The organism is Streptomyces sp. NPDC057486, assembly GCF_042802415.1.
Taxonomy (GTDB): Bacteria; Actinomycetota; Actinomycetes; order Streptomycetales; family Streptomycetaceae; genus Streptomyces; species Streptomyces yanii.
Map to the genome: position 1 here is coordinate 1 of NZ_JBHVEE010000178.1, position 17,949 is coordinate 17,949.

A 17,949-nucleotide genomic window follows, 5' to 3' on the forward strand; every position below is an offset into this window, starting at 1 on the left:
ACCGGCGACAACCTCCCCGGCACCAACATCGGCGACAACCTCCCCGGAGGCAACGCCGGCAACCACCTCCCCGCAGGCGGAGCCGGCGACCACATCCCCACCGCCCACGCCGGCGACCACATCCCCGGGAGTCACGCCAACGACTCCGGGCTCGGCCCCTCAGCCAGCCACGAACCGCCCACCGGCGGCGGCCACGGCGACGGGCCCACCGGCGGCAGTCATGGCGACGGGCCCACCGGCGGCAGTCACACCGATGCCGGACAGAGTGTCCCTTCGGGACACGAGGCGGGCACGGGCCAGCCAGGCGGCCCGGCTGAAGCAGCGCACGAGCAGGCTCCCGGCCACCACGACTCCGACTCCGGGGGGCGAGACGCCGAAGGTGCGGACCCGGCCGGCGGCAGCCCTGCGGAACGCGTGAATGAACCGCTCCCGGAACTCACTCCGCAAGAGCGGGCCGATCACTGGGGTCATCTCGACGAGGTGGAACAGCGCAGCCCCGAGGACTTCGATCACCTGCAACGCGACCCGGACAAGAACGGCGGCATCTCGGAACCCTCGAAGGATGAGGCGCGGGTGGGTCTGGACCTTCGTGACAGCGGGCGACTTCCCGACGACATCCAGCGTCCGACCCAAGCCGATCGCGGTGAGTTCTACTCACCCAGCGCGGACAGGTATTACGATATTAAGGGCGTCCACTCCGACTGGCCGCCATTCAATAACGTTCGCGACAAGTCGCTGCCCTTCAAGGGAGCGTACGACCCCGCCAACAACGGCAAGTGGGTCAAGAAACTCTCGGAACAGATAGTCGATAAACATCGCGCCGTTATCCTCGATGTCCGTAACGCGAATCAGGCAGCGATCGACGATATTAAATCCATCGTCGAGAAGAATGGTTGGGAAGATGATGTCATCTGGTACCCGTAAGGGCTGGGCGCCGCGCGAATTCCCTGCCGACCGAGCCGCCGCCGAACGACTGCACGAATGGCTGAAGGAATCGGACGGTAAAGGGCTCGATGCCGTGGGCCTCGACTTCAGCGCCGCAGACCTGTCGGGCGGAAACTTCTCCGAATCATGGTTCACCGAGGCCAGGTTGGTCGGTACGAACCTGACGGAGGCGGATTTCTACCGTGCAGATCTCGAGGGAGCCGATCTCTCCGGAGCGAACCTGACCAACACCTCGCTGGTGCGGGCGAACTTCGACGATGCGACGCTCCGGGGTGCAACTCTTGACGGGGCCGACCTCGTCAAGGCTTCGCTCTACGACGTCGATGCCTCGGGGGCGAGTTTCCGCGGCACGCGACTGATGGGTGCATCCCTGTTGGACGTGAACCTCTGCGGGGCCGATCTGACGAATGCGGTGGCGGACGAGAACTCATTCAAGGTCAAGATCGACGAGAGAACCATCCTGAACGGCTTCTCAGGAACAGTTTTCGGCCCGGTCGAAGTTCTCACTGAAGAAGGCACCAAGGAACTGGGCGGTGGCGACCTCGAGCAGTGGATCCGCGAGAGGAACGGGAATGTGAGAGTGATTCCTTCGCGAGCCGGAACGCAGTGATCGTCCGAGTGCCCCGGCGCGTCTGAGGACATGAGTGTCCATCCTTCTGCGAGCCCCGCGCGGATGCGCTTCGTGGTCCTGGGATCTCGACGCCTACGCGACCCTTGGTCCGGAATCAGCCCTCACGACTGCCGAACGGATGTCGGTCCGCCCTGCGCGAGCATGACCTGCTCGTCCGGGGCCGGTTCGACTTCGGAGGGCTTCCGCATCCAGAGATCCACCGGCGCAACGCTCCGCGACCCGCGGCCGCTCTTCAGCGACGCACCAACTCCTGAGACAGTCCGACATCGCTGAACGGAGCACACCGTGACGGTTGTTGTTCCCCGGCGTGGTGAGGCTGGACCCCACTCCGCACGCTGGGCCGAGGCTCTCGGCGAGAGCGCGGCCGGCTCCGTCGCCCGCCTCGAATCGTCACCGACCATGATCGACTCCACGTTCCGTACCGCCCTCCTCCATGTGGAGGCGCGTTGCACGGTCTTCTCGTCGGTATCGCCCTGCTTCCTGTCCTTTGGCTCCGCTTCGTGATTGTCCGGGGTCTGTCCCACTCCCGGATCCGGGTTGTACTGCTGACTTGTCCATGCCTTATGTTGCGGAGGCAATGCAAGGGGGAATCCGTATGCCGCAACACACGCAGACAGTGGCTCGACGAGGCAACGTTCATGCAGGGGGCGTACGACGCCTTACGCGCCTCGCGCAACGGCCGACGCGGACCGGTTCCGCCGTACGGGAACCCCTCCGGCCGGAGACCGACGGTTCACCGACCATGACTGAGGCAACGGACGACTGAGGCAGCGGACGACTGATGGCACGGGATTACGACAGCCAGCTTCTGGAGTCGGTGGCGGTACGCCGCCGCAGGATGCGGGACGCGCTGCTGTTCGGCGTGCAGCGGTCGCGGCGCACGGCGGACGAGCGGCTCGGCAAGGTGTTCGCCGGGATCGCCATCGCGGCCGTCCTGTGCGCAGGATGCATCGGATGGTCCTTCCTCCAGCACACGCTGGCGAAGCAGAAGGCCGAGCAGGAGAAGCAGCAGCGCCAGGAACAGCAGTACGAGCAGCCGACGCCGACCGCGAAACCGGACAAGTCCGGTACATCCAGCCCAGGTTCATCCTGATCCAGACCGCCCGACGCCCCCCGCGAGCAACCGCACGGGCACGTCCGGCCCGCCCCCGTCCTCAATGTCGCGACGATAGGTTCCCGTAAAGTGGTGAGCACAACAATGACTTCCCGGGCTCAACTGAGCCGGGTGACCCTGGTCGGCGAGCGACGCCGGGCCGACATCGTCCTCCCCTCGGACACCCCGATCGGGCAACTGCTGCCGGACATACTGCAGTTGCTCGACGACCGGGCCGCATCCCGCCCGATGACACGGCAGTTGATCACATCGGACGGCTCCGCGCTGCCGCACGACAGCACCCTGTCCTCGGCCGAGGTCGCGGACGGCGCCGTGCTCCGCCTCGTCCGTGCCCACTCCGCGCCGCCCGCCCCGGTCGTGCACGACGTCACCGATCTGGTGGCCGACGACCTCGACCTGCAGGCGTGGCGCTGGCGTCCCTCCGCGCGCCGGGCCAGCGCGGGCGTGGCAACCGTCACCTTCGCCGTCGCCGCCGCACTGCTGGCCCGTCAGGAGTTCGAGCTCGGCGCCCTCGCGGGCGCGCTCGTCGCGGTCACGCTCGTCCTGCTGGCGGCCGGTGCGCTCGTCGCCAGGATCGGCCAGGGCAACCTCGGACTCGCCACCGCGCTACTGCTCGCCTCCGGCGGGCTCGGCATCCTCACCGCCTGGACCGCCGCCGACGCCTACGACTGGCCGGGCACCGCACGGCTCGCCGCCGTCGCGGCCGCGCTCGTCGTGGTGCTCCTGCTCCTCGGCTACTTCTCGCCGCTCGGCCGCGGCGGACTCATCGGCGCCGCGGCGACCGCCGCGATCACCGTGGTGTGGGAGGCCGTCGCCGCCGTCCAGAGCGACCTGTCCCGGCTCGGCGCCGTGATGGCCGTCTTCTCCGTGGTACTGCTCGGCCTGCTTCCCCGGCTCGCCCTGATGGCCTCCGGGCTCACCGCACTCGACGACCGCCGCTCCGGCGGCATCTCCGTCAGCCGCCACCAGGTCGGCAACGCGCTCGCGGCCACGCACCGCGGCCTCGCTCTCGCCACGACCGTCACCGCGGTCTCCGCGACGGCCGGCGGCTGGCTGCTCACCCAGGCGGACAGGCCCACGGTGTGGACCATGGCGCTCCCCTCCCTCGTCGCCCTCGTCCTGCTCTCCCGGGCGCGGGCCTTCCCGCTCGTCGCCGAGGTCGTGGCGCTCTTCGCCGCCTCCGCGGTTCTCGTCGTGCGCCTCGTGATGGTGTGGATGCACCACTCCGGCGGCGCCGGACCGCTCGCCGTACTGTGCGCGGCCGCGCTCCTGCCGCTGCTCGTTCTGGCGGTGCAGCCGCCCGAGCATGTGCAGGTCCGGCTGCGGCGCATGGGCGACCTGGTCGAGTCCATCGGCGTCGTGGGGCTCTTCCCGCTCGCCGTCGGTGCGTTCGGCCTGTACGGACAGCTGCTCAACAAGTTCTGAGTCGACGCTCAGGCGCTCCGAGCGGGGCAGCAGGGCGGAAAAAGAAGGGCTGACATGCCGAACGCAGAAAACTGGCAGGGTGACGTGCTGCGCGACCTGCGCGGCGCCACCCCGCAGGGCACGCCGCAGCAGGGCCCGCAGGGCCCCGCCGGACAGCCGCAGGGTGCCCCCGCCGGCCCCGGCTTCCCCACGCAGAGCGCACCCGCGCCGGACGCCGGTTACGGGTACCCGCCGGTGCAGCACCCCGGCCACCAGGCCGCCCCCGCGGACCAGTACCAGCAGGCGGAGCAGTACCGGGCGCAGCAGTACCAGCAGCAGGAGCAGCACCGGGCCCAGCAGGCACAGCAATACCAGGCCCAGCAGGGACAACAGGCCCAGCAGGCCCAGCAGGCCCAGCAGTATCAGGCGGATCAGTACCAGGCCCAGCAGTACCAGGCACAACAGGCCCAGGCCCAGGCGCAACACGCTCAGCCGTACCAGGGGCAGCAGCCCCAGGCCGCCTACACCCCCTCCACCAGTGCCCACCGCACCCCCGACTCCCGGCCCGTCGTGGACAAGAGCCTCGTCACCGCCGGACGCAAGCCGCGGCACGGACAGTCCTTCGCCTCGCGTGCCACCCGCGCCGTGCGCCGTACCGTCTCCTCGTCGGCCGCGAAGGAGGTCGCCGAGATCACCCGGGTCGCCGAGGTACTCCAGCAGCCCGTGACGACCGGACGGCAGATCGCCGTCACCTCCATCCGGGGAGGCGCCGGCAAGACGACCGTCGCCGCACTGCTCGGCACCACGTACGCGCATTACCGGCAGGACCCGGTCCTCGTCGTCGAGGCCGACCCGGCGCTCGGCTCGCTGCCGCTGCGGCTCGGCGCCGAATCGCTCCGCTGGACCATCGGCGACTTCGCGGACATCGTCGAACCGCAGATGTCACTGCTCGACATCACCGGCTATCTCGTCCAGCTCCCCGGCAACGCCTGGCTGCTGCCGGGCAGTCAGGGACAGATCGGCGCGATGCTCGGCAGCAGGGCGTACGAGGGCGTCATGGTCTCGCTGCGCCGCTACTTCGGGGTCACGGTCGTCGACTGCGAGACACTGCCGGCCGAGGTCGCCCGCGTCGCGCTCTCCGCCGCCCAGGCCCGCATCCTGACCGCCCCCGCCACGCTGGAGGGCGTCACCAGCACGTACTCGGTGCTCCAGTGGATGCAGGGGCTTCCGAAGCATGTGATCGCCGGCACGGTCGTCGTCCTGACCGAGCTCGTGCCGCACCCGGGACTCGACCTCGCCGAGGCCGCCGAGAAGCTCAAGTCCACCGGGGCGAGCGTCCAGGTCCTGCCGTACGACCGGCATCTGGCGGCCGGCGGCCTGATCCGTACCGAGCTGCTCGCCCACTCGACCAGGGAAGCCGCCACCCGCCTCGCCGCGGACGTCTTCCAGCTCTCCCAGAAGCGCCACTGACCCAGATGCCGAGCCCGACCGTGAGTGACGGACGCCGATGAGTACCCGACTGATCCACCGCCCGGCCAGGACCACCCGGCCCGCGGCCCCCTCCGAGGCACGCACCATCGAGGCACCGCCCAACCTCCCCGAGGGGAAATCGGGCAACATCGCGATGTCGCTGCTGCCCGTCGCCGGCGTCATGTCGTCCGTCGTGATGATGACCGTCGTACGGAACAGTCAGTTCGCCGGGCTCGGTGCGATCATCCTCGTCGTCACCGTCATCGGATCCGTCGCGCTCGTCTTCTCGCAGCGCGGCAAGGCGCAACGCACCCGCCGCACCCAGCGCGAGGCGTATCTCGCCTATCTGGAGGACCTGCGCGAGGAACTCTCCGGCGAGGAACGCGAGCGGCGCGAGCGGACCGAGATCCTCACCCCGCCGCCGGACGCCCTGTACGACATCGTGCGCGACCCGGCCCGGCTGTGGGAGCGCCGCCGCGCCGACGGCGACTTCCTGCGGGTGCGTGTCGGCACCGGCGAGATGCCCGTACGCGATCTGAAGGTCGCCCAGCAGGGCTCCTCGGTCCTCACACCGCCCGACCGCTTCATGCTCAACGAGGCGTCGGCCCTGATGGCCCGGTTCCGTACCGGCACCGAACTCCCGCTCACCGTCCCGCTCGACCGCGTCGGCAACGTCAGCGTGATCGGCCCCCGCGAGGACTGCCTGCGCGTCGCCCGCGCCCTGCTCGTCCAGACCGCCGCGACCCACGCCCCCGACGACGTGGCCATGGCACTGGCCGTGCCCGGCGACCGGCTGGCCGACTGGGAATGGGCCAAGTGGATGCCGCATCTGCTCGACACCGAACAGCTCGACGGCCCCGTCGCCGCCCGCCGCATCGCCCCGTCCGCGCCCCAGCTCGCCCGGCAGATCGGCGCCGAACTGCGCCGCCGCGCCTCGTACGCGGCCGAGGTGCGCCGCGGCCTGTCCGGCAAGGACGCCCTGTCCATGACGTCGCGGCTCCTCGTCGTGGCCGACGGACACGGCGAGGACGCCGTGGACCTGCCGTGCCCCGACGACGCGGTGGGGCTGCGCGACATGGGCGTCACCATGCTGCACCTGCTCGAACAACGCATCCAGGAACCGGGACACGTCGGCGTACGCATCACCGTCGACGGCGACCAGGTACTCATCGAGGACCTGCGCGAGCAGGAGCCGATCAGCGCCCACGGCACCGTCGACGAGGTCAGCATCCCGTTCGCCGAAGGTCTCGCCCGGATGCTCGCACCACTGCGCCTGGCCGCCGAATCGCTCGTCGACGCCCCGCTGTCCGGACCCGTCGACTTCGCCGACCTGCTCGGCATCGACGACGTGGCACGGCTCGACCTGTCCCACCTGTGGGCACCCCGCGGCGAACGCTCCTTCCTGCGCGTGCCGATCGGCGTCAGCGACTCCCGCGAACCGGTCCTCCTCGACCTGAAGGAGTCCTCCGAACTCGGCATGGGCCCGCACGGGCTGTGCGTCGGCGCCACCGGCTCCGGCAAGTCGGAACTGCTCCGCACGCTCGTCCTCGCCCTCGTCGCCACCCACCCGCCCGAGGACCTGGCGCTCGTCCTCGTCGACTACAAGGGCGGTGCCACGTTCGCCCCGTTCGCGGACCTGCCGCACGTCGCCGGTGTCATCACCAACCTGGAGAACCAGGCCGGCCTCGTCGAACGGGTCCACGCCTCGCTCGCCGGCGAGGTCAAACGCCGCCAGCAGGTCCTCAAGGACGCCGGCAACGTCGCCGACATCGGTGACTACGCCGCGCTGCGCGCCGACAAGCGGCCCGACCTGGACCCGCTGCCCCACCTGTTCGTCGTCATCGACGAGTTCGGTGAACTCCTCACCGCCAAGCCGGACTTCATCGACCTGTTCCTGTCCATCGGCCGTATCGGCCGGTCCATCGGTGTGCACCTGCTGCTGTCCAGCCAGCGCATCGAAGGCGGCAAGCTCAAGGGCCTGGACACCTACCTCTCGTACCGGCTCGGTCTGCGGACGTTCTCCGCCGACGAATCCCGCACAGTGCTGGACACCACCGACGCCTTCCACCTGCCGCCGCTGCCCGGTTTCGGCTTCCTCAAGGTCGACACCAGCCACTACGAACGCTTCAAGGCGAGCTACGTCTCCGGCGCCTACCGCGGCCCCGTGCAGCGCGCCGAGGAAGCGGATTCCGGACCCCTCGCCCTCGAGTACGAGGCGTTCAACACCCTTGCCAAGAACGAGAACACGGGCGACCGGGAGCCCACGGTCCGACGCCGCGAGACCGGACCCACCGAGATGGGCGTCATCGTCGACCAACTGCAGAACGCCGCCGATCCGGTACGCCGCATCTGGCTGCCCCCACTCCCCTCCGCCATCTCCCTGGACAAGGTCGCAGGCCCCCTGGACGTCGGCCCGCGCGGCATGCAGCTCGCCAAGCGCCGCGGCCCCCTCCAGGTACCGCTCGGCCTGCTCGACGACCCCACCAAGCAATGGCAGGGCCAGTGGTACCTGGACCTCACCGTGGCAGGCGGCCACGCCGCCGTCATCGGCGGCCCGCAGTCCGGCAAGACGACCCTCCTGCGCACCCTCGCCCTCTCCCTCGCACTGACCCACACCCCGCAGGAAGTCGGGATCTACGGCCTCGACCTCGTCGGCGGCGGTCTCCAGGCACTGGCGGACCTGCCGCACGTCGGCGGCGTCGCAGGCCGCGCCGACCGTGAGCGCGCCGGACGCACCGTGGAAGAGGTACGGGGCGCCCTCGCGGTCCGTGAGGACCTCTTCCGCGAACACGGCATCGACTCCGTCGAGCAGCTGCGCACCCTGCACGCGGCAGGCCGGCTGCCGCAACTGGCCTCCGCCGAGATCGTGCTCGTCATCGACGGATTCGGCGCGCTGCGCGACGACTTCGACGAGCTGGACGACGCCGTCGTCGACATCCTCAAGCGCGGCGGCGGCTACGGCATCCACGTCGTCGCCGGCATGCTCCGCTGGAACGACGTCCGCATCGCCACCCAGTCCAACTTCGGCACCCGCGTCGAACTGCGCCTGAACGACCCCAGCGAATCCAGCATCGACCGCAAGCTCGCACAGACCCTGGCACCCGACGAGCCCGGCCGTCTCCTCACCGACGGCAAGCTCTTCACCCAGGTCGCGCTCCCCCGCACGGACGGGCTCGCCGACACCTCGGACCTGGGCGCCGTCCTGGAACGCACCGCCCGCACGATCCGTGCCACCTGGAGCGGCGACGTCGCCCAGCCGGTACGGGTACTGCCGCACATCCTGGAGCCGCACCTGCTGCCGGGCCCGGTCGCCGAGCCCAAGCGGGTACCGATCGGCCTGGACCAGACGGCGCTCGCGCCCGTACTGCTCGACCTGTTCCACCACGACCAGCACCTGCTGATCATGGGCGACAGCGAGTGCGGCAAGACGAACCTCCTCAAGACCATCGCCGGCGGACTCATCGAGCGCTACAGCGAGGACGAGCTGGTCTTCGCCGTCATGGACCCGCGCCGCGGACTGCGCGGCGCGATCCCCGAGGAGTTCCGCGGCGGCTACGCGTACAACGCCAAGATGTGCGCGGGTCTCGCCGCCGGTATCGCCACCGAGCTGGAGAAGCGGCTGCCCGACGACAGCGCGGGCACCGAGGACCTGGAGCCCGGCAGCTGGGGCAGCGGACCACGGATCGTCGTCCTCGTCGACGACTACGACGTACTGACCACCGCGGGACTGGCCCCGCTCGCCCCGTTCCTGCCGTACATCCCGTCCGCGGTCGACATCGGGCTGCACTTCGTGCTGACCCGCCGCGTCGCCGGTGCCTCGCGCGGCATGTACGAACCACTGGTGCAGGGCCTGCGCGAGTCCGGCGCCTCGGCGATCCTCATGGCGGGCGACCGCAGCGAAGGCCAGCTGTTCCCCGGCGTGTACGCCACCCAGCAGCCCGCGGGCCGCGGCGTCCTCGTCCGCAGGGGCCAGTCGAACCGCCTGATCCAGACCGTCTACACCACCGAGTGACACACCCGTCACGACGGCCGCACGACGCAGAACACACCACGCCACGGACGACGAAGGACCGGACGACCACATGACCAAGGACGTCATCGCCCTCACCCCGAGAATGCCCGATCCGCTCAGCGTGATCGCGGGCCTGCTCTCCGGAGGCCCCGACAAGCTGGTGGATACGGTCGGCGAGGACGCCGTCGTGCAGCTCTGCGACACGGAGGGCCGGCCGCTCGTCTCCGTCGAGGCACCCCTGCTCGTCCAGGTCGCCGGTGAGGCGGAACGGCTCCTCGGGGCGACCGCGCCCGAGGTCCCGTTCTGGTGGACGGAGGCACGCGCCACCACCGGCGTCGAGGAGGCCGAACGCATCGCGGGCACCTTCGCCGCCCGGCTGGTCGCCCTGGCTGGCGGCTCCGCCTGGCCGCCGGAGGCCGCGCGCTCCATCGCCGTGGTCAAGACCGACGGCGTCAGCGTCGCACCCACACCCGCCGCCGCACAGCCCGCCATCGACGCCCTCACCGACAAGGTCGCGGTCGTCATCCAGGACCGCCCGGTGGTCGCGATGACGGCCTGGCTCTCCGACGCCTTCCGGGCCACCGCAAACGCCGAGCTCGGCCTCCAGATCGTCACCGCCCCGGGAGTCACGCTCTCCCCCGCCGTACGGGGCAGCCTCCCCGGCTGGCCGTCGCGCTGGGTCGTGCAGGACGAACGGGACGGCTACTACGACGGGCTGTCCGGGGCCGTGCTGCGCTGGCAGAACGGCCTGTTCGCCCCGGTCGAGGCAGCCGACGCCACGCCCGAGGACCCGCGCACCCCGGTGGCCGCGTCGTTCAAGGAGGTCGCCGACACCGGCGAGCGCCAACTGGCCGTCACGTTCCGCACCGTCCACCCCGCCGACGAGCGCCTCGTTCTCGGCGGCTCCATCGAGGCGGTGTGGCGCGAGCTCACCGGCGCACCCCCGGCGGGCTGGGGCACCGCGGAACCCGCCAACCTGCCCTGGTCACTGCGCCAACTGACCGATGTCGCCTACGACCGGTCGCCCCAGCCGACCTGGGCCGTGGTGGTCGGCAGCCCGGACCGGCCCGCTCTCGCCACCGTCCGGATCAGCCGGACGACGGGCGGCGTGGAGGAGGACGTCACCCTGGCGCTCGGCTACGGGCCCGACGAGGACATGCCGCTGGACGCCCTGCCCAGGGCCGCGGAGATCCTCGCCACCCGCCACCACCTCCAGTCGATGCTCGTCCAGATCCGTAAGGCCCGCCGCGACCTGGCGGTGCCGCCCCGCTTCGAGGGCCCCGGAGTCCCCCTGGCCTTCGTGCTCGGCGCCGAGGAGGTCCGCGAGATGCCCGGCGACCGCGCCCGCCGCACCCCGCTGTCCGAACCCCCGGTCCAGCTCGGCCCGAAGACCCGCCCGGCGCTGTACTACCCGCTGCCGGGCGACCCGTCGGACCTGTCGGGCTGGCAGGACTTCGAACGCCTGATGCGCCATCTGAAGGGCGTCTGACCGCCATCGTGGTGAAGCGCGAGGGCCTCCCGGTCGCCGGTGCGGATGTCGTCGTCCCCACCGGACCGGAAGGCCCTCGCGCCTTCAGGGCGGACGGAAAACCTAGTACTTGCTGATCTCCCAGAAGCGGAAGACGGTCGAGGCGTCCAAGGTCCACTCCAGGCCGGAGATGTTGTCGTACGCCACCGCATACTGCTTGCCCTGCCACAGCGGCAGGATCGGCAGGTCCTCGGCCACGTCGTCCTGGAGCTCGTTGAAGGCCCTCTCGGTGGTGCCCCGTTCGGCCCGGGAGGCGGCGTCGGGGATGATCCGGCCGGTGATGTCGTCGTTCACGTAGCCGTTCTGCAGGACGTTGTCCTTGCCGAAGAACGGCTGGGTGAAGTTGTCCGGGTCCGGGTAGTCCGGGACCCAGCCCTTCACGTAGACGCCGAGCTTGCCGGCCGCTATCTGCTTCTCGTACTGGTCGAAGGGCAGGGACTTGACGTCCGCGTCGAACAGTCCGCTCGCATTGAGCTGCTGGGCGATCGCCCGGAACTCGCCGTCGGTGGCGGGGCCGTAGCGGCTCGGCGTGGACCACAGCGTGAGCTTCACCTTGTCGGTGATGCCCGCGCCGCGCAGCACCTGCTCGGCCTTGGCAGGCTGGCTCCCGCCGTACTTGTCGAAGAACGCGGTGTTGTGGGCCGTGATGCCGGCCGGGACGATCGAGTACAGCGGGGTGGCCGTCGAGTGGTAGACCTGGCTGACGAGAGCGTCACGATTGACCAGGTACGCGATGGCCTTGCGCACGGGAAGCTGTCGGACCACCGGGTCCTTCATGTTGAAGACCAGATGCTGCACCTCGGCGCTGGTGCCTTCGACGACGTCGATGCCCTTGTCGGCCGCGGCGGTGGATTCCTCCAACCGGGAGATGTCCCGCGCCGTCAGGCCACGGTAGGCGACATCGATGTCGCCCTTCTGCAGTGCGGACGCCAGTTTCTTCTGGTCGCCCCGGAAGAAGTCGAGGGTGATGCCCGAGTTCTTCACCCGCGCTGTGCCCCGGTAGCCGGAGTTGACCGAGAAGACGGCCTTCGACTTGTCGAGGGACTTCAGCTTGTAGGGACCCGACCCGACGGCCTTGCCGTCCTTGCGCAGGCTGTTCGCCGGGTACTCGCGGTGGTTCACGATGGAGCCGGCGCCCGAGGCGATCTTGCTGGGGAAGGTGGCGTCGGGAACGTTGAGCTGGAAGACGACCGTTCGCACGTCCGGAGTGGTGATCTTCGCGATCGTGGAGAGCAGCGGCGCGGGGCCGCCGGGGTCGTCGATCCTGATCGCCCGCTCGAAGGAGTACTTGACGTCCTCGGAGGTGAGGCTGTCGCCGTTGCTGAAGGTCAGGCCGTCGCGGAGAGTGCACCGGTAGACCCTGTTGCGGTCCTCGAACGAGCAGGACTTCGCCGCTTCCGGCCGAGGGGTCGATTCCCCGCGGGGAAAGCTGAGAAGGGACTGGAAGACATTGTTGAACAGCAGCCAGGACCCCGGGTCGTAGCCCGAGGCCGGATCCGCGGCCAGGACGTCGTCCGACATGCCCACGACGATCGAGCCGCCGGACCCGGCGGCGTCACCTCCGGACTGGAAGTCGCAGCCGCCCAGCAGGGCCACCGCGAGACCGGCCCCGATGGGAGCGCCCGTCCATCGATTGCGTATGTTCACAGAACTGCCTCGTGCTCTCTGTCGGCCGCGCGGGATCCTGCGCGGCCGGGATTGATCAGGAACCGTCGGTTGCGGATCCGGTCGGCCCGTTCGGGGATGGTGTGGCCGCTGCCCCGCCGCCTGATCCGGGTCCGGATGGGCCGGGAGCTGTAGCCCTTGCCGCCCAGGACTCGGCCGGGCCGGACCCGCCGCTGTCCCGGGCCGGTGGCGAGGCATCCGGAACTCCTCCTTCACGGCAGCGAACCGGGTGCAGTCGTTGCTGTGGCCAGCCTCCGTCCGCGGTCCCCCTCCAGACGCGGGGATGCTCCGCGCATCCGGACCAGGGAGGCGAGCATCTTGTCGCCTGATCATAAAGGCGGGGCGACAGCCCCCCCCTTATTCCCCCGGTAGTTGGTGGCGGTCCGGCCGCCAACCGGTGTCTTCGGCTCGAACACGAGCCGTCCACCGCTCTGCACGCTCGCCCGCCGGGGCCGGTCACGGTGTCCGGGACGGCGGCTCGGGAGCCACGGCCAACGGGCGAGGAAGACGAAAAGACAGGACCTTGCTCCGGCCATGTGCCCCACCACGCCCCGGACAGCAGAAAACCCCAGGTCACGGGCTGTGTGACCTGGGGTTCTTCCGAGCCCCCTGTCGGATTCGAACCGACGACCTACGCATTACAAGTGCGGCGCTCTGGCCAGCTGAGCTAAGGAGGCAACGCGCACATCAAAGCCGCGCGCGCAAGCTCCCTCACTCTACACAGCGGCCCGACTCCTGATCCACGAAGTTCTTCCGAACCCGTGACCACTCGGCCATCCGTGCGTTAAGTGGACTGACGCACTGTTCCGACTATCGGACGGCGGGAGCGGGGGAGCGGACATGGTGGATTCGGCGGACCAGCCCATACGTGTCACGGGGGAGGAGGCCAAGCGCGTCAAGCGCGAGGCACTCGGCATCCCCGACCGCCGGAAGTATCACGGCCGGGCGTCGACCCGGCTGAAGAGCCGCACCAAGGAGTCGGGCACCCAGCAGCGGGTCTACCGCTACCGCTTCTACCCGAGCCCGGCACAGTCCGAGCAGCTGGAGAAGACCTTCGGCGCCTGCCGGTGGGTCTACAACGAGGGCCTGACCCTCCGTGCCAATGCATGGGAGCGGCACCGCGTTTCGGTGGGATTCGCGGAGTCGTGCCGGGCGTTGACGGGGTGGCGGCTTGCGGCGGAGACCTCGTGGCTGCGGGAGGTGTCATCGACGGTGTTGCAGCAGTCGTTGCGGCATCTGGACGCGGCGTTCTCGCGGTTCTTCCAGCAGTCGGCGCGGTACCCGAAGCGGAAGAAGAAGCATCGCTCGCGGGATGCCGCCACGTATGTGCGGACGGGTTTCCGGTGGGTGGAAGATCCGGAGCAGCCGGGCACGGGGGCGGTGACACTGGCGAAGCAGTCGGCGCCGTTGGATGTGCGGTGGTCGCGTCCGCTCCCGGTGGGTGTGGTGCCGGTGAAGCTGTCGGTGACGCGTGACCGTGCGGGCCGGTTCTTCCTCTCCGTGCTGGTCGAGGAGCGGATCGAACCTTTGCCTGCGGTCTTCGTGCCGGGCGGGCGGGAGCCGAAGGCCGTAGGGATCGACCTGGGGCTGGCGGCGCTCGTGGCGCTGGACGACGGCACGAAGGTGGATCATCCGCGTCTGCTGCGCAGGTACGAAAAGGAGCTGGCGCGGTTGCAGCGGGGGTTGCACCGCAAGCAGAAGGGGTCGAAGAACCGGGGGAAGGCCCGAGTTCGTATCGCTCGGCTGTACGCACTTATCGGAGATGTCCGCAGAGACATGCTGGATCAGTTGACCACCCGCCTCGTGCGCGAGAACCAAGTGCTCGTGGTGGAAGACCTGGCCATTGCGAATCTGTTGCGGACGACGGTCGGGAAGGGCCGACGACGGAAGTCCCGGCTGAACGAGTCGATCAGCGATGCGGCATGGGGTGAGTTGCTGCGCCAGCTGCGGTACAAGTGCGCATGGTACGGGCGCACCCTGGTGATCGTGGACCGTTTCTTCCCGTCGACGCGTCGGTGCTCGTGCTGTCACGCGAAGGGGCCGTTGCTGGATGTGTCGGTCCGCGAGTGGACGTGTGCGGCGTGCGGTGCGGTGCACGACCGGGATGTGAACGCTGCGCGGAACCTCTGCGACGAGGGGATGCGGCTGTACTGGCTGGTGGCGTCGGCGCTTCCGCCCGACAGGATGCCACCGCCTGTGATCAAGGCATCGGAGCTGCCCGAGGTGCTGCTGGCCACGTGAGTGGGCGCGACATGAGTGTTACGGACCGACGGGCCGTCGGCCGACACGCCTGTGGAGCCCACGTAAGACCGGCCGGGTGTGACCGTCAGGGTTGCGTCGGGTCGGCGGCGGGCGATGAAGCAGGAAGTGCGGCGCGTGCAGCAGCGGGTCAAAAACCGGTGCTCTACCCGCAGACACAAGGTCAAAAGTTCGTTGCTCTGCCTGCCCCCTCCCGATGCGAGATATCCGTCCCCCTCGAACTACTGACAGATTCGAAATGGCCAGGTAGCGTCGCGGAAGGTTCACCCAGGTGGACCAGACCACTCCCTTACTCGGATCGTCCGGCACGTTCCTGCCGGTGGAGGAGAAGATTCAGCATGGCCAGTGTCACGTTCGACAAGGCGTCCCGCGTCTACCCCGGCTCCACCAAGCCCGCCGTGGACCAGCTCGAGATCGACATCGCCGACGGTGAGTTCCTCGTCCTCGTCGGTCCTTCCGGTTGTGGCAAGTCGACCTCCCTGCGCATGCTCGCGGGTCTCGAGGACGTCAACGGCGGCGCGATCCGCATCGGTGACCGCGATGTCACGCACCTGCCGCCCAAGGACCGGGACATCGCCATGGTGTTCCAGAACTACGCGCTCTACCCGCACATGTCCGTCGCGGACAACATGGGCTTCGCGCTGAAGATCGCCGGTATCAACAAGACCGAGATCCGGGCGAAGGTCGAAGAGGCCGCCAAGATGCTGGACCTCACCGACTACCTGGACCGCAAGCCGAAGGCGCTCTCCGGTGGTCAGCGTCAGCGTGTCGCGATGGGCCGCGCCATCGTGCGTGAGCCGCAGGTCTTCCTCATGGACGAGCCGCTGTCGAACCTCGACGCCAAGCTCCGTGTCTCCACCCGTACGCAGATCGCGTCGCTCCAGCGCCGCCTCGGCATCACCACCGTGTACGTCACGCACGACCAGGTCGAGGCCCTCACCATGGGTGACCGCGTCGCGGTCCTCAAGGACGGTCTGCTGCAGCAGGTCGACTCGCCGCGCAACATGTACGACCGCCCGGCCAACCTCTTCGTCGCCGGCTTCATCGGCTCCCCGGCCATGAACCTGGTCGAGGTCCCGATCACCGACGGTGGCGTGAAGTTCGGCAACAGCGTCGTCCCGGTCTCCCGCGAGGCGCTCACCGCCGCCGCGGACAAGGGTGACACCACGGTCACGGTCGGCATCCGCCCGGAGCACTTCGACATCGTCGAGCACGGTGGCGCCGCCGCCAAGTCGCTCTCCAAGGACAGCGCCGACGCCCCGGCCGGTCTGGCCGTCTCCGTCAACGTCGTCGAGGAGCTCGGCGCCGACGGCTTCGTCTACGGTTCCGCGCGCGTCGGCGGTGCGGACAAGGACCTTGTCGTCCGCGTCGGCGGCCGCGCCGTGCCGGAGAAGGGCACCACGCTGCACGTCGTGCCGCGCCCGGACGAGCTGCACGTCTTCTCGACCTCGACGGGTGAGCGTCTCACCGACTGACGTCACGCACGCCGCACGACGGCCCCGCACCCCTCGTGGTGCGGGGCCGTCCGCGTACCGGAGCGCGTGTACGGGTTTGAGCCCGAGCGTCCGGCACCTTCGGTAAATACCCTGGCACTTCGGTCATTTCACCGGCGGTCGTCAACGCGGGGTTCGAAAAACACCCTCGAACCATCCCCCGCAGGGGTGACGCAATGTCGTCAATTCATCACTGCCCGCTACGCTCGCTGCGTGACCCACACCGCGCGCCGCATCGGCCGAACTCTCGCTCTCGTCCTGCCCGTCGTCATGGTCCTCTCCGGGACTCTCGCGGTCACCCGTGTGCCGTGGGCAGCGCACAACTCCGAGTCGCAGGTCCTCACCGCGTCGGCTCGGACCGTATCGAAGCACGCCACGTCGCACGCCCCGCAGGATGTCCTGCGCGACCGGCTGCTCGTGCAGCTTCAGGAGAAGGACCCGGGCGTCGCGCTGACGGACCTCCAGCGCGCCGTCGAGGGGCACCCCTCGCTCGCCCGGCACTGCATGTCGATCGCCAGGGCGCTGGGCCGCGCCGCGGTCGAGCAGTACGGTCCGACGCGGGCGCACCGGTTCTCCCGCCCGGTCTGCGACACGTCGTTCGCCTCGGGTGTCGCGCAGTTCAGCTGACCGACCCGGCCCGGGCACCCCCTATCGTGCCCGGCATGCATACGTATCCGACGCAGGCCGTGATCCTGGCAGGTGGCCAGGGATCGCGGCTGCGCCCGTACACCGATGACCGCCCCAAGCCGATGGTCGAGATCCCCGGCACCGGGACGCCGATCATCGGCCATCAGCTTTCCTGGCTGGCCGCCGAGGGCGTGACCGATGCCGTCGTCTCGTGCGGTCATCTGGCCGAGGTGCTCCAGGAGTGGCTCGCGGAGGCCGTCCTGCCGCTCCGGGTGACCACTGTGGTGGAGTCGGAGCCGCTGGGCCGCGGCGGCGGCCTGAGGTACGCCGCCGCCCGGCTGCCGGACCCGTCGGAGCCCTGGTACGCCACCAACGGCGACATCTGGACCCGTTTCTCGCTGCGTGAGATGGCCGCGTTCCATGCGGAGCGCGATGCGACCGCCACGCTGGCTCTGGCCCGTCCCCGTATCCCGTGGGGTGCCGTGGAGACGGACGCGTTCGGGCACATCATCGACTTCATCGAGTCGCCGCCGTCCCCGTATCTGATCAACGCGGGTGTGTACGTCTTCTCGCCGGCGTTCACGGCGCTGCTGCCGGAACGCGGCGACCATGAGCGGACGACGTTCCCGCGGCTGGCCCGCGAGCGGCGGCTGGCCGGGTATCCGCTGCCGCACGGGGCGTACTGGCGGGCCATCGACACGGCGAAGGACCTGGCCGAGGCGGCGAAGGAGCTGGACGGTCGGTAGTGCCACGAGGCACGCCACGCGGGGAGGGGCGGTCACCGGAGTTCCGGTGACCGCC

General features: G+C 69.7%; 12 protein-coding genes, 1 tRNA gene and 1 pseudogene. 12 read left to right on the forward strand and 2 right to left on the reverse strand.

The features are described 5' to 3' along the window. From ACFU6I_RS43505 to ACFU6I_RS43540, 8 genes and pseudogenes are all read left to right on the forward strand, one after another. Positions 1-924, forward strand: a pseudogene (locus ACFU6I_RS43505) (hypothetical protein); the annotation flags it as partial. Further along, positions 902-1,555 (forward strand): pentapeptide repeat-containing protein, encoded by a 654-nt coding sequence (locus tag ACFU6I_RS43510; protein ID WP_384378541.1) that lies wholly within the window; start codon positions 902-904, stop codon positions 1,553-1,555. The pseudogene ACFU6I_RS43505 and the gene ACFU6I_RS43510, both read left to right, overlap by 23 nt. Before the next feature lie 306 nt (positions 1,556-1,861). Next, positions 1,862-2,080, forward strand: a complete 219-nt coding sequence (locus tag ACFU6I_RS43515; protein ID WP_384378544.1) for a hypothetical protein — start codon at positions 1,862-1,864, stop codon at positions 2,078-2,080. A 277-nt stretch (positions 2,081-2,357) separates the two neighbouring features. Then, positions 2,358-2,669 (forward strand): hypothetical protein, encoded by a 312-nt coding sequence (locus tag ACFU6I_RS43520; protein WP_345512304.1) that lies wholly within the window; start codon positions 2,358-2,360, stop codon positions 2,667-2,669. Positions 2,670-2,774: 105 nt separating this feature from the next. Then, on the forward strand, positions 2,775-4,115 hold the full coding sequence (eccD, locus tag ACFU6I_RS43525) for a type VII secretion integral membrane protein EccD (RefSeq protein ID WP_384378547.1): 1,341 nt from the start codon (positions 2,775-2,777) through the stop codon (positions 4,113-4,115). Positions 4,116-4,169: 54 nt separating this feature from the next. Next, entirely contained in the window at positions 4,170-5,564 is a 1,395-nt protein-coding gene (locus tag ACFU6I_RS43530) for a MinD/ParA family protein (RefSeq protein WP_384378550.1), read from the forward strand. A gap of 37 nt (positions 5,565-5,601) precedes the next feature. After that, positions 5,602-9,576, forward strand: a complete 3,975-nt coding sequence (gene eccCa, locus ACFU6I_RS43535) for a type VII secretion protein EccCa (protein WP_384378553.1) — start codon at positions 5,602-5,604, stop codon at positions 9,574-9,576. 70 nt (positions 9,577-9,646) lie between these two features. Beyond that, on the forward strand, positions 9,647-11,065 hold the full coding sequence (locus ACFU6I_RS43540) for a DUF6177 family protein (RefSeq protein ID WP_384378556.1): 1,419 nt from the start codon (positions 9,647-9,649) through the stop codon (positions 11,063-11,065). Between the two features lie 102 nt (positions 11,066-11,167). On the opposite strand, the gene ACFU6I_RS43545 is transcribed toward ACFU6I_RS43540, so the two are convergent. Both ACFU6I_RS43545 and ACFU6I_RS43550 read right to left on the reverse strand, forming a co-directional pair. Beyond that, positions 11,168-12,751 carry an ABC transporter substrate-binding protein gene (locus ACFU6I_RS43545; RefSeq protein WP_384378559.1) on the reverse strand — a complete coding sequence of 528 codons (1,584 nt, stop codon included), beginning with the start codon at positions 12,749-12,751 and terminating at the stop codon, positions 11,168-11,170. Between the two features lie 621 nt (positions 12,752-13,372). Next, positions 13,373-13,446 (reverse strand) — tRNA-Thr (locus tag ACFU6I_RS43550). A 163-nt stretch (positions 13,447-13,609) separates the two neighbouring features. Between ACFU6I_RS43550 and ACFU6I_RS43555 the strand changes: the two genes are divergently transcribed. The 4 genes from ACFU6I_RS43555 to ACFU6I_RS43570 all read left to right on the forward strand — a co-directional run bounded on the left by ACFU6I_RS43555 (position 13,610) and on the right by ACFU6I_RS43570 (position 17,894). Continuing rightward, positions 13,610-15,010: an RNA-guided endonuclease InsQ/TnpB family protein gene (locus tag ACFU6I_RS43555; RefSeq protein WP_384378562.1), complete on the forward strand. Its 1,401-nt coding sequence runs from the start codon at positions 13,610-13,612 to the stop codon at positions 15,008-15,010. A 356-nt stretch (positions 15,011-15,366) separates the two neighbouring features. After that, complete coding sequence (locus ACFU6I_RS43560) at positions 15,367-16,503, forward strand: ABC transporter ATP-binding protein (protein ID WP_037692867.1); 1,137 nt, start codon at positions 15,367-15,369, stop codon at positions 16,501-16,503. A gap of 231 nt (positions 16,504-16,734) precedes the next feature. Next, positions 16,735-17,148, forward strand: coding sequence for a hypothetical protein (locus ACFU6I_RS43565; protein ID WP_384378565.1), 414 nt, complete (start codon positions 16,735-16,737; stop codon positions 17,146-17,148). Positions 17,149-17,183: 35 nt separating this feature from the next. After that, entirely contained in the window at positions 17,184-17,894 is a 711-nt protein-coding gene (locus ACFU6I_RS43570; RefSeq protein ID WP_384043268.1) for an NDP-sugar synthase, read from the forward strand. The last annotated feature ends 55 nt before the right edge of the window (positions 17,895-17,949 follow it).